Below are 13020 nucleotides of genomic sequence, written 5' to 3' on the forward strand. Positions count from 1 at the left end.
ATAAGGAGATCGTAATGAGCTCATTAAGTGAGAATGATATGAAGGTCATGAATTATCACGAGGGGCAGCCTCAAGAAACAACGAACGGTAAAAATTATACTTATGATTGGACTAGTATTCATTCTGATAACTTTAAGCAGTGCTTTGAACAAATAAATGAAAAAAAGCGAGCTTTAGAAGTTGGTTGTTACGAAGGTAGGACAACAGCCATGTTGGCGGATGTATTTAATGAGGTGGTGGGGGTTGAGCCTGCGCCCCGAGAGTTACTTCTTGAGACAGTCGCTGAGAATAAGAACGTCACGCTTTGTAAAGGGCTGTTATACGATGTACTTAATGAAGTTGGCTCTGATTTTGATTTTGTTTATATCGACGGTAGTCATATTGGTCAGGATGTGATGCTAGATGTGCAACTAGCTTGGAATAAGCTAAAAGTTGGAGGTGTATTATTGATAGATGACTACGAATGGTATAATGACCCTTATATAGTATCAATGTTTAATGATGGCTTTATAGACAGCCTTGAATTAGATCATAAAGAATATAGGGCAAGGTTTAGTCCCAAGCGAGCTGTTGATGCTTGGTTGAGTGTTTCTGTTGAAAGTGACGTCTTTATAGAAAACTATCAACTAGCGGTCAAAAAAGTAAGAAATATTAATGAACATATTAAGAATCGTAGGGTCTTTTTCTCACCTGACGATTAATAGCTTTGGTTATGATGCCATTTTGTAATTGGCTGAGTTTATCAGCCTTATTCTCAGAGTGAAATCATAACCAGATTTATTTTCCTATCCCGATTGCTTAGATGATAACTAATGAGTTGATAGTTTGATATCTGGCTTTAATGAATTAAGTCATTATAAATTTAATATTACCCCGGGTAAATTTGATAAGGCTAGTGCATGCTGCAGGAAACCACCCTAACTCATAAGCTGTTAAGTTCATTGATGACGGTTTGGGGAAAAAGTGAAAGTGAAGTTATAAATGCTTTAGATGAGTTAGAGGCCGAGTATAGTGTAACAATGAATGAAAATCTTATACATCTTAATAAGAGCATAGAACTCAATAAAGATAAACTTGTGAGTTTATGGGATAGAAAGAGCAGTTTTATCGATTGGTGTGTAAATAATAACCTAGATTATTACTCTGATATTATTGATGGTAGGCTATTTAATAGCCAGAAAGACTATATCGAATATGTAATAACATCTAAGGCGATGCTATATAAACTATTACGTAGTTATCCGGCTACTATAGACCAAGTGTTAATTTGGAACGGCAAATCTTCTGTTAATGATTTTGCATTAAATGAAAAGATTAGGTTTTGGGTTGATAATCATAGAAGTGATAATGTTTTTATAGCTCCGCCTGAGAGGACTGTTGAGGGGTATTGTCCAAGCGCTTTTTTTGATTATATCGTTTGTTATGATGAAGCCTATATGTGTTGTAGTGGTTTACATGCATCAAAGAGTATGGGGAATCCATCGGAACAATCGCTAAAAGACATATGGAATAGCGAAGAGGCGAAATTATTCAGGAAGTCGATTATTGATGGTTCCTATCGTTATTGTTTAAAAGATTCTTGCTCATTTTTGATGGATGAAAGTCATAGATTTCCATTATTGGAGGAATACCATGAAAGTATCCAGAAAGATATTCTTAGAGCTGATGGAGTGATGTCTCATGGTCCCGCTCATCTTAACTGCGGTTTTGATATGTCTTGTAATCTGTCCTGTCCCTCTTGCCGAAATGAACAGTTTATAGAAAGTGGCGAACGAGCAGAGAAAATCCAGGATATTGAATGTGAAATTGAGAGTATGGGAACATTTTTCCATAGTATATATATATCTGGTTCAGGAGATCCATTTGGCTCTCCGCATTCTAAGAAATTCCTGAAAAGAATGACTCAACAGAAATATCCAAGACTAAAAAGCATCAATTTACATAGCAATGGGCAATTATTTACTCAGCGTAATTGGTTGCAATTACCTCAGTTTATTCGAGACTGTGAACTATCGGTTGAAATATCGCTCGATGGAGCAAGCAAAGAAACAATTGAAACTAACCGTAGAGGTGTTAACTTTGATAAGCTATTAGATAATCTTAAATTTATATCAAAGTTAAGGGAAAGCAATGAGATAAAATTTTTAAAATTTAGTTTTGTTGTTCAGGAGAATAATTTTCATGAAATGAGAGAGTTTGTTAGTTTTTGCACTGCGCTGAACTCCGATTGTATTAGCTTTTCTAAAGTTCAAAACTGGGGGGCTTTTTCTGAAAAAGAGTATGAGCATAAGGCTGTTCATTTAAGCTCACATCCTCGTCATAAAGAGTTATTAAACATTCTTGTTAATGAAGACTTATACAATGATAGAGTTTCAATTGGAAACTTAAGTTCATTATTCGATTCTGCACTGCATGAGGTACAAAAATAAAATGAATTGTAGTATGTTGCAGGAAGATGCTGTAAATATTTCTCAGGGATTGCTTGATGCTTTAATGAAACTTTGGTCGAAAGATAAGTACCAGGTAATAGAGACGTTGAATTTACTAGAGTTGACGTATAAGTCTAGGGTTAATGAAGATATTATTTTCATTGAACACAATGAGATGAACTTTTCTGATATTCTTATTGAATCTTGGGATGGAACAATCAGTTTTATAGATTGGTGTGTAAATAACAATATTGAACACTACATTGGAAATCTTAAAAGTCGAGTGTTTAGCAATGAAAAGAAAAATTATATTGAGTACATAATATCGTCAAAGTCAATGTTATACAGTTTATTAAGAGACTATCCTTCAGACATAGATAAAATCCTTAATTGGAACAATAAGCCTTCAGTAAATGACTTTACTCTAAACGAAAAGATAAAATTATGGGTAGAGGATACGCCACTTAAAGAGCGTACCGATTTGGATGCAGCAACAAAACCTGCAAGAAAAGTAGCAGGTTATTGTCCTAAGCCATTCTTTGATTATATTGTTTGTTACGATGAAGCACATATGTGCTGTAGTGGGTGGCATGCAGCAAAAAGTATAGGTAATCCGTCAGAGCAGTCACTTAAAGATATTTGGAATAGTGAGCAGGCGAAGCTATTTAGACAGTCAATTATCGATGGCTCCTATCGTTATTGTTTACATGATAGCTGTTTTTTCTTAACTGATAAGGACTATCAATTTCCAGAGCTGGAAGCATACTCAGAAACAATCCAGGCTGATATTCGGCGTGGAGATGGAGCGGTATCACATGGTCCGGCATTTCTGAATTGTGGCTTTGATATGTCGTGTAACCTTTCTTGTCCGTCCTGCCGTAATGAAGCTGTGATAGAGTTCGGTGAACGGGCAGAAAAAATACAGCAAATTGAAACTAAAGTTGAACAGATGGGGTCATTCTTTCACTCAATGTATATTTCTGGCTCAGGTGATCCATTCGGTTCTCCTCATTCTAAGAAATTTTTGAAAAGAATGAATCGCGAAACCTTCCCAAATTTAAAAGACATCGTTTTACATAGTAACGGGCAGCTTTTTACACAACGTAACTGGTTACAGTTACCTCAGTTTGTTCGTGATTGTACTATTTGCGTTGAAATTTCTCTGGATGGAGCGAGTAAAGAAACAATTGAGCATCACCGTAGAGGGGTAAACTTTAAGAAGTTGTATGAGAATCTTAAGTTTATTGCCAATCTTAGAAAAGAATTCGCTATATGTTCACTAAAGTTTAGTTTTGTAGTTCAAGACAATAATTTTCACGAGATGAGTAACTTTGTCGCTTTTTGTAGTGAATTAAATGCTGACTCAATAGTCTTTACCAAGATTGTGAACTGGGGAACGTTTACAGAGCAGCAATATCTTCATAAAGCTGTTCATTTGCCGGGGCACCCTCGTCATCAAGAACTGCTACAGATCCTCCAAGCTGCTAATCTACAAAATGAAAATGTTGATCTTGGAAACTTATCTCCGTTAGTTACGATACCTGACACGTATATCTAAACTTTCATCAGATGTATTGTCTAGGGGCTATCTCTATAGAGATTAATGCAGCTTCAATGTTGTGCGTTGGGTAATTAAGATGTCAGCAGAGCCATAGTACCTTAAGTATGTAAAGTTGAAGGGAAGGTTTGTACTCAATACATAACCAAGTAGTCACTATAAATTCAATCATGTTTTGCTTCAGAAGTACTTGTAAAAACAGTCCAGAATTTACTTTTGCTAACAAATAACTAGACGACTGGTCTAATTGATCGTAACCTACTCACATGAAAGCAGATACCCAAGATACAAGACAGCACATTCTCGATACTGGCTACCAGTTGATTGCTCAGCAGGGCTTTTCAAATGTAGGGCTGTCGCAACTACTCAAACATGCCGATGTGCCGAAAGGCTCGTTTTATCATTACTTCAAATCCAAAGAGCAATTTGGTGAAGCCCTGATCCAAGACTACTTCGAGCATTATCAAGGTCGACTACGAGAGCGCTTTGAAGATACATCACTAACAGGGTATGACCGTTTGATCGGTTATTGGCAGTGTTGGATCGATGTTCAAGCACAAGAGTGTGCTACGCAGCGTTGTTTGGTGGTAAAACTTAGCGCAGAAGTCGCTGATCTTTCAGAAATGATGCGTGTTGCTTTGCTCGATGGTGTTGAAAGCGTGTTGGGGCTCATTGCTGACTGTATTGAAGAAGGCATCAAAGATGGCTCTATTGCCAAAATGGATAGCTATAAAGCAGCAGAACACCTTTATAACCTTTGGGTTGGCGCGAGCTTACTCTGCAAGCTAACCCAGACATCTACAGGGTTACAGCGTGTTATGAAATCTACCCAAGCCATGCTGAAAAATGGCATGTATGAATCTCTATAACCAGTGATTACTGGTTGTATCTAAATTAAAACCTTCAGACTTTTGCTTCGTATTTTACTTGTAGCAAAAGTTCGCCTTAATACTAGACGACTGGTCTATTTTTAAGGTTGTTAATAAGAACTTATATAAAGCCAGGATATTGAAAGGACATTGTATGACTGTGACTACAACTCAAAACCGCCGCATTGTTTTAGCTGCTCGTCCGCATGGTGCGCCTAAAACCAGTGATTTTCGTATGGAAACTGTGGCGAAGCCAACCCCTCAGGCCGGTGAAATGCTTTTACGTAGTGTGTATTTATCACTAGATCCTTACATGCGTGGCCGTATGAATGATGCCAAATCGTATGCTGAACCTGTAGCGTTAGATGATGTGATGGTTGGTGCTACGGTTTGTCAGGTTGAAGTATCAAACAATCCTGATTTTCCGGTTGGCGAGTGGGTACTGGCCTACACTGGCTGGCAAGATTATGGTATTTCTAACGGCGAGGGTTTGATTAAGTTAGGTCAAGATCCACAAGCGCCGTCTTTTGCTCTTGGTATTATGGGTATGCCTGGTTTCACAGCATACATGGGGCTTCTAGATATTGGTCAGCCGAAAGAAGGGGATACTTTAGTGGTTGCTGCCGCGACAGGGCCTGTGGGCGCAACTGTCGGGCAGATTGGTAAGCTAAAAGGTTGTCGCGTTATTGGTATTGCTGGTGGCGAAGAGAAGTGCCGTCATGCCGTTGAAGTCCTAGGTTTTGATGTTTGTATTGACCACAAAGCTGATGATTTTGCAGCGCAATTAGCGGCTGCTTGTGGCAATGGTATCGATGTGTATTTTGAAAACGTCGGCGGTAAAGTTTTTGATGCGGTGTTGCCGTTATTGAATACAGGTGCTCGTATTCCGCTATGTGGCTTGATTTCTCAGTACAATGCGACATCGCTTCCAGAAGGTCCTGATCGTATGTCTATGTTAATGGCGACCTTATTAATCAAGCGTATCAAGATGCAAGGCTTTATCATTTTTGATGATTACGCACACCGTTACGGTGAGTTTGCTCAAGCTATGTCAGCGTGGTTGGCGGAAGGTAAGATCCAATACCGTGAACATTTAGTGGAAGGTTTTGATAACACCGTAGAGTCTTTCATTGGGCTATTAGAAGGTAAAAACTTCGGCAAAATGGTGATTAAAGTTAACGATCCGCTATAAGCTGAGCTTTTGATTTATTCAGTTAAATAACAGACGCTAAGGTGCTTGTTTCTCTGATTGCTGTTCATCACGAGAAGTTACGTGCCTTGGCGTTTTTGTTTTTAGTTCTCACATTTTTGTTTCTTGAGTCGTCAAGGGTATACAATGCTTTCAATTGGCCAACTAAGTAGTATGGAAATGAACGTCGAACATATCTGGGGCGAGTACCGAAGCAGTCTCCAAGCTTTCTTGCGTAAAAATGTATCAAATGCAGCTGATGTCGATGATTTGCTGCAAGAGGTATTGATCAAAACATATACCCACATGAAGACGATTAAAGATCCATCGCAAATCAAATCGTGGCTGTTTCAGGTTGCTAACAACGCGATCATCGATTTTTATCGTAAGCAGGGTAGGCAGCGTTTAGTTGAAGGTGAGGAGTTATGGCATGCTGAAGATGATAGCAGTGTTCATAACGAGCTTAGCCAATGTTTGACGCCTTTCATCCAAGCATTGCCTGAAGGCGAGGCACAAATGTTAACGGCTATTGAGATCAACGGCGAGTCGCAAAAAAGTTATGCAGAAAAGCAGGGCGTTAAATACTCGACCTTAAAATCTCGGGTTAATAAAAGCCGAGAGCACCTGCTGGAACTCTACAAAGAGTGCTGTGACTTTACCTTAGATGCGAATGGAAACCTGATGGACTATGAACAAAAGCCATCGAGTTGTAATAAGTGTTAGCGATTAGCGTGTTCATCACCCGCTGTTAGTAGTTAGCTGAAATGGTTACGAAAAAATAGGAAAACCGCTGATCAAGATCAGCGGTTTTTTTGTGCCTGCCGTTTATACGGATAGCAACGGTGGGGGGATGTTGCTACTTCACTCAGGGCAAGAGCAATTATGAGGAATAAAGAGGGCTTTAAAAACAGATAGAGTGTAAAATTTTACTACCGCTTTTCCCGTTAAATTCGCTCTATTTTGGTGTAAATTGCTGAATAAGCGCTAAAAGGGGAATAAAGATTAAAAGAGGTTGCTGGTTTTGCATGATGTAAAATTGTTTCGATACTATGTTCGCTTATTGCCATTTGGAGCGAAAGCCGCGTGTTCTGTCACCTTATCTGAAGTTGCCGATAAACTGAGTGCCAGTTTGCGTCACGCTCGCAATTTGCTGAAAGAGATGCAAGGTCAGCAATGGCTTAGTTGGCAGCCGAGTGTAGGGCGGAATCAACGTTCGGTACTGACTTTGAATTTGACCAAAGCTGAACTGCAACAGCTGATCGCGATGCAATATGTCGAGCAAGGCTTTTACGATAAAGCGCTCGATATGTTAGGAGGCGATCAGCAGTGGTTTGGATCGTTATTGAAAGACACTTCAGGGGCGAGCCAACGGAGCGGAGAGCTGCATTTACAGCTAACTTACTATCGTCCATTTAAGCGTATTGTCCCGCACAATCCACAGCGTAATAGTGAACGTTTTCTCCTTCGCCAGCTTTATAGTTGTTTGGTGAAATGCACATCGTCTGGAGTAATAGAAGCTGATTTGGCACACACATGGCGTAGTGAACAAGAGGGACGTTACTGGAAGTTCTATTTGCGCCCTGGGTTGACGTTTCATGATGGTCAGCCAATCACTGCGCATACCATAGCGACTTTGTTTGAATTATTGAAAACTCACCCGTGTTATGAACGTGAGTTAGCGCATTTAACAACAGTCACTGCACTGCGAGAGCAAACCTTAGTCTTCGAATTGTCTCAGCCTGATTTGGGCTTTTCTGGTTTGTTGGCTGATCCTAAATACTCTATTCAACCAGCTGAGCAGTTATCATCAACGTACTTGAATATAGTGGGGAGTGGGCCGTTTCAAATTGTCAGTCATACTCAAGATAAGCTGCATATGCAGGCATTTCCGCATTATTATGCGTGTCGAGCTTTAACCGATGAAGTTACGATTTGGCATGTTCCGCACTTAGATAGTCATAAGCGCTTTATTCAAGATCCGAGCGAAGAGCAAGTATCAGAGGTATCACCAGAGTTGCCGTCTTGTCGACAATACCTTGAGCGTATGGAAGATGACGAGCAAGTTACTCAGCCGCGTGCAACCGATGTATTGCTGACAGATCGAAAGTTAGACGCAGTTTCTTATTCCGATACCCAACCCATCTTATTGGAGCATGGTTGCATGTATGCGGTGTTCAATCAGCGTGCTTCAAAGTTAACCGCTATGCAGCGAGATTGGTTACGGGCTTTTCTTGATCCTAAAGCTTTATTGGCTGCAATTGGTACATCGGAAGATGAGCAGGGTTTACAAGCCGCGACGAATCTATTGCCAATTTGGACACCAGTGCTAAAGCCGGGTATTGGAGCGAAAGGGCATGTGGATTTGAAGCCGAACAAGATCACTATTGCGTATTACAGTCAGAGTGAATTGATCAACGCGGTGAAAGGAATGATAAGCCTGTTAACCGATAATGGAGTCGAGGTTGAAGCAAACCTTTACCTTTATGATGAAATGCAGAGTCTGATTGATTCAGAAGCGCTAAGCGAGGATCTTATCCTAGCCAGTACCAGCTTAGATGATAACCGTCCAGCATCGGCATTTCGCTGGTTTTATGGTGATTCACTCCTCCACAATGCATTGCCAATGCAGGAACAGCAATGGCTTGATGAGCAGTTAATTGCAATCCGACAAACTCGTCAGCTACCTGAATATCTTGCGGCGATAGAACCTTTGGCAACGGCTATGGTAAATGCCTCTTGGGTTGCACCTTTATATCACTATAAGCAAATGCTGCGTTTTCAGGATGTATTAAAAGGTGTTGCTATTACGAACTGGGGCTGGCCAGAAATTAAAGATATCTGGATTGAAGATTAGTTTAAGAGCAATAGAAAAATTAATGGTGCTAGAAATTAACCTTATTGTTGTTTAATGACATACATTTATTAAATTAAAAGATGGTGGATAAATAAATTTAATCATGATGATTACTTTTGTTTATCCTATTTTTCGTCTATTTATATAATTTATGGTAATTTATAAAATGAGATGTAAATATAATGATGGCGGAAATGAAATCTGTAAAAAAATGCTTACAGTAGAAAATTACGAATAATTTATAATAATTGACTCAGTTGCCGCTAAGCCTATTATGACGCTCCACAAATTACGTGTAGCCCCTCCATAAATAGGTTAAAGAAAATGAATTATAAAAATTTGTCGATAGGCAAAAAAATAGGCGTAGTCTTTTTTTCTATCGGTATTGCTGTAGCTGCATTAGGTTATTTTCTGACATCTGAAATTGACCAAATCAAAGGCAATCTCCTTGGTATCACTGATGGTATGGTGCCTAAAATCGTCTTAGTCCAAGAGCTTCAGATAGACATTACGACTTTAAGGAAAGATGAGTTCTCCTTATTGCCTAATATTAACCATCCGAAAATCGGTGAATGGTTGGGTGCCGTAGATAAAATTAAAAGTAAGATTGATAATGATTTAAAACGCTACGAATCAATGTTAACAACTGACGAAGGACGCCGTGTATTTGAACAAGTATCTCAAAGTTGGAAAAATTATAAATTAAGTACGCAAGACTATGCGCCTGCCATTAAAGCTGGAGATATTACTAGAGCGAATAATGCGGTTTTAAATTCCCTAGAGGTATTTAATAAGCTTCATTCTTCACTTGAGCATTTAATGAAATTAACGCATGAGGAAAGTCAATTAGAGCGTTCTTATGCATTAGATAGTGTGGAGCAATCTAATTTATATTCATTAATTGGTATTGTTTTAATTATTACCTTTATGGTGGTAATGAACCTATTTTTAACCCGTCAAATTTGTTCGCCTTTAGATCTGGTTGCTGCAATGGCACAGAAAATTGCTTCTGGCGACTTAACCTACCAGCTAAAGCGTAAAGAAATTGGTAATGATGAGTTAGGTGATTTAGCTGATTCTTGTATTCGCATGCAAGATCGCTTGCGTGACTTGGTACATGACATTTCAAGTGCGGTGACTCAGCTAAGTGCGGCTATTGAAGAAGTTAGTACTGTATCTGCTCATTCTGCGAATGGTATGAAGCAGCAACAGGATGAGTTAACTATGATTGCGACGGCCATGAATCAGATGCAATCAACAGTTAATGAAGTGGCAAATAACACCGAAGATGCTTCTGAGTCTGCGAATAAAGCGACGGAAGATGCTAACGAAAGTACCCGTGTGGTGAACCGTAACATTGAAGAGATCCAGCGTGTTGCGAGTGTGATTGAGCATGCAGGTGACATGGTGTCTCAGCTAGAGCAAGACTCTGCAAGTATCAGCATGGTTGTTGATGTGATCAGTGGTATTGCTGAGCAAACTAACCTGCTAGCGCTTAATGCTGCAATTGAAGCGGCACGTGCGGGTGAGCAAGGCCGTGGTTTTGCCGTGGTTGCAGATGAAGTAAGAACCTTGGCTGGTCGAACATCGGAATCAACCAATGAGATCATCACGATCATCGAAAAACTTCAGCAACGCGCCAAACAAACTGGCGAAGCAACCAAAGAGAGTTGTCAGTTAATTCATTCTTGTGTTGAGCAAACTGAGCTAACAGGTTCGCATATCACCCAAATTGAAGGCGCGGTTAACCAAATCGCCTCAATGAACATGCAAATTGCAAGCGCTTGTAGTGAGCAGAACTCGGTGACAGAAGAGCTAGGCCGTAATGTCGAAAACATTAACCTGTCTTCACAGGAAGTCGCAGCAGGGGCTAACCAAACTTCTCAAGCATGTAATGAGTTAAGTCAGCTTGCAAGTAGCCTTCAGAATGTCGTGGGCCGTTTTAAAATCATGTAATGAACTAGCTTGTAAGCCTTTGCTTGGTAGCTGAAATACGAATAAGGTCTGCATATCGCAGACCTTATTTTTGCTTATCATTTCTTTAACGGCATATTTGACGAAACCAATCGGTGATTGTTGTAATCACATCTTTTTGCAGCGGCTTCAATACTGCCGTTGAAGGATGCAACAATACATAGCCAAAGTGTCCTCCTTGAGCCGCAAAATCGACATGTAGCTTATGAAACACTTGATGCTGCTTATCATCGAGTAGGTGAATTGGCAGCAGTGCATAGCCCTCAACTTCTAGCAGTGCGACTAAGACATCGCTATCACTAACAATGCTTATCTGTGGTGAAATGGCACTCTGTTGCCCAAGCTTGCTGTCGAGAAAATCTTCGAGCATAAACTGACGATGTAATTGTAACTCAGACATCGACACTTCTTTTTGGGTAGCAAGTGGTGAGTCTTGATGCACAAAAAAATCAAACTTAGGGTAACCAAGATTAATAAAACTGACACCAGTATCTGGGTGAACTGCTCCTTGGTTTAAGGCAATTGCAAAGTCAGCATCCCCTTTACTTAGCAGCTCAACTGCCTCATCACGATTACGCTGTAACCAATTGATATCTGTCATGCGGTGCTGCTGACGAAGTTGTTTATCAAAGCCTTGGATGGCATGTGCAGGCAGTGACGCATCGTAGCAGATAGTTAGACTGGTCTTTTCACCCATAGATAGGCTGTCAGTTGCTGACTCTAATGCATTCATCTGATAGATAATAAATTTTGATGGACGCAATAAGGCTTTGCCTTGCTCCGTTAGCACTGGTGAACGACCTGTTCGCTTAAACAAGGTGACGTCCCAATCAATTTCAAGATCGGTCACTTGATGATGCAATGTAGATCGATCTTTTCGTAACACTCGTGCCGCTTTACTGAATGAGCCATGTTCTGCGACAGCGACAAAAGCACTCAGTTGATCAAAGGTAGCCCTTGGCATTTCTCAGTCTCCCTATTGTTATGTTGTAAATCATACAACATAACTGAGATTTTCTGCTTGTTGCTTTGACGTAAATTAGTACTCAACGATAACAAGAAAGGGCATTGACCATGAAAAACCTACTCAAAAAAACGGCAATCGCATTGACCGTTGCAGCTTCGTTCGCATCAACAGCTAATGCTTGTTCACGATTACTATGGGAAACCGACGATCATGGTGTGTTTGTTAGCCGTACCATGGATTGGATGGAAGCAAATCAACCTACGGTAGAAGTGCGTCCTGCTGGTCAAACGTATAAAGGGTATACAACTGATAATGCTTTAGAGTGGACATCTAAGTATGCGTCTATCGGTATGACCATTTACGGTGTTGGTATCATTGATGGTTTCAACGAAGCGGGTTTTTCAGCCAATGCGCTGTTCTTAGATGAAGAAACATCGGGCGATATTGATGGCGAAAAAGCGCAAATTATTAATGCGGCATTCACTGCTTACCTGATTGATAGCTTTGCTACGGTCAGTGAAGCGCTAGAGAACATTCATACGATTGAGATCCAGCAGTTTGAGCACAATGGTATAGCGATGAAGGGTCATTACTCCATTCAAGATGCTTCGGGGGATTCTGCAGTATTGGAGTTTGTGGAGGATAAGTGGAACATTTATCACGGTAAACAATACGATGTGATGACCAACAGCCCTGAGTTTGCTGAGCACTTAAAAAATTGGGAAAAAGCCAAACCCAAAGCGGATGATGTGATTGATGGTAACTTTACTGTGCCGGGTAACATCATGTCGTCCCAACGGTTTGTTTGGAACAAGTATATGAAGTCACAGCTTAAAGAGCCGAGTAGCTATGTAAATGGTATCGCGAAACTCGACAGTGCAACGTATAAAATCCCAATGGATGCTGCAAACCGTCCTGATGCGAATGGTGTGATGCGTGGTTACGCCACATTGTACTCAGTAGGCTATAACTTGGATGAGAAAGTACTGCAAGTACGTTACCAATATGATGATAGCTACACTCACTACTTTGTTGACTTCAATAAAGTAAATAACGGCAAAACTTATAGTCTACAGGCTGATTTATCAGACTTATTTGGTGATGTGACAGGGCGACTTAAAGTTGACGATGGCGTAATGTCACAATACAAAACGCAATAGTTGGTTTTAAAGAAAGCTGA

General features: G+C 40.2%; 10 protein-coding genes. 9 read left to right on the forward strand and 1 reads right to left on the reverse strand.

Going from position 1 to position 13020, the window contains the following annotated elements; translation table 11 throughout:
• Nucleotides 1-14 precede the first annotated feature (14 nt).
• The 8 genes from A3K86_RS20465 to A3K86_RS20500 all read left to right on the forward strand — a co-directional run bounded on the left by A3K86_RS20465 (nt 15) and on the right by A3K86_RS20500 (nt 10855).
• Nucleotides 15-701, forward strand: a complete 687-nt coding sequence (locus A3K86_RS20465) for a class I SAM-dependent methyltransferase (RefSeq protein WP_068335914.1) — start codon at nt 15-17, stop codon at nt 699-701.
• Between the two features lie 198 nt (nt 702-899).
• On the forward strand, nt 900-2429 hold the full coding sequence (locus A3K86_RS20470) for a radical SAM protein (RefSeq protein WP_068335917.1): 1530 nt from the start codon (nt 900-902) through the stop codon (nt 2427-2429).
• A 13-nt stretch (nt 2430-2442) separates the two neighbouring features.
• Nucleotides 2443-3987 (forward strand): radical SAM protein, encoded by a 1545-nt coding sequence (locus A3K86_RS20475; RefSeq protein WP_068335920.1) that lies wholly within the window; start codon nt 2443-2445, stop codon nt 3985-3987.
• A gap of 266 nt (nt 3988-4253) precedes the next feature.
• Nucleotides 4254-4856: a TetR/AcrR family transcriptional regulator gene (locus A3K86_RS20480; RefSeq protein ID WP_068335923.1), complete on the forward strand. Its 603-nt coding sequence runs from the start codon at nt 4254-4256 to the stop codon at nt 4854-4856.
• Nucleotides 4857-5016: 160 nt separating this feature from the next.
• The gene (locus A3K86_RS20485; RefSeq protein ID WP_068337105.1) at nt 5017-6048 is read left to right on the forward strand and encodes an NADP-dependent oxidoreductase; all 1032 of its coding nucleotides are present in this window, start codon (nt 5017-5019) and stop codon (nt 6046-6048) included.
• A gap of 177 nt (nt 6049-6225) precedes the next feature.
• The gene (gene sigZ / locus A3K86_RS20490; RefSeq protein WP_068337108.1) at nt 6226-6768 is read left to right on the forward strand and encodes an RNA polymerase sigma factor SigZ; all 543 of its coding nucleotides are present in this window, start codon (nt 6226-6228) and stop codon (nt 6766-6768) included.
• 313 nt (nt 6769-7081) lie between these two features.
• On the forward strand, nt 7082-8899 hold the full coding sequence (locus A3K86_RS20495; RefSeq protein ID WP_162844309.1) for an SgrR family transcriptional regulator: 1818 nt from the start codon (nt 7082-7084) through the stop codon (nt 8897-8899).
• 324 nt (nt 8900-9223) lie between these two features.
• Entirely contained in the window at nt 9224-10855 is a 1632-nt protein-coding gene (locus A3K86_RS20500; protein ID WP_068335926.1) for a methyl-accepting chemotaxis protein, read from the forward strand.
• Nucleotides 10856-10940: 85 nt separating this feature from the next.
• Here A3K86_RS20500 and A3K86_RS20505 read toward each other — a convergent pair whose 3' ends face one another.
• The gene (locus A3K86_RS20505; protein WP_068335928.1) at nt 10941-11837 is read right to left on the reverse strand and encodes a LysR family transcriptional regulator; all 897 of its coding nucleotides are present in this window, start codon (nt 11835-11837) and stop codon (nt 10941-10943) included.
• 110 nt (nt 11838-11947) lie between these two features.
• Between A3K86_RS20505 and A3K86_RS20510 the strand changes: the two genes are divergently transcribed.
• Nucleotides 11948-13000, forward strand: a complete 1053-nt coding sequence (locus A3K86_RS20510) for a linear amide C-N hydrolase (RefSeq protein ID WP_068335931.1) — start codon at nt 11948-11950, stop codon at nt 12998-13000.
• The last annotated feature ends 20 nt before the right edge of the window (nt 13001-13020 follow it).

This window comes from Photobacterium jeanii (assembly GCF_001650345.1).
Taxonomy (GTDB): Bacteria; Pseudomonadota; Gammaproteobacteria; order Enterobacterales; family Vibrionaceae; genus Photobacterium; species Photobacterium jeanii.

Coding starts and splice junctions, on each gene's coding strand:
- A3K86_RS20480 (WP_068335923.1), top strand. CDS start 4,254: ATGAAAGCAGATACCCAAGATACAAGACAGCACATTCTCGATACTGGC.
- sigZ (WP_068337108.1), top strand. CDS start 6,226: ATGAACGTCGAACATATCTGGGGCGAGTACCGAAGCAGTCTCCAAGCT.
- A3K86_RS20465 (WP_068335914.1), top strand. CDS start 15: ATGAGCTCATTAAGTGAGAATGATATGAAGGTCATGAATTATCACGAG.
- A3K86_RS20510 (WP_068335931.1), top strand. CDS start 11,948: ATGAAAAACCTACTCAAAAAAACGGCAATCGCATTGACCGTTGCAGCT.
- A3K86_RS20500 (WP_068335926.1), top strand. CDS start 9,224: ATGAATTATAAAAATTTGTCGATAGGCAAAAAAATAGGCGTAGTCTTT.
- A3K86_RS20475 (WP_068335920.1), top strand. CDS start 2,443: ATGTTGCAGGAAGATGCTGTAAATATTTCTCAGGGATTGCTTGATGCT.
- A3K86_RS20470 (WP_068335917.1), top strand. CDS start 900: ATGCTGCAGGAAACCACCCTAACTCATAAGCTGTTAAGTTCATTGATG.
- A3K86_RS20505 (WP_068335928.1), bottom strand. CDS start 11,837: ATGCCAAGGGCTACCTTTGATCAACTGAGTGCTTTTGTCGCTGTCGCA.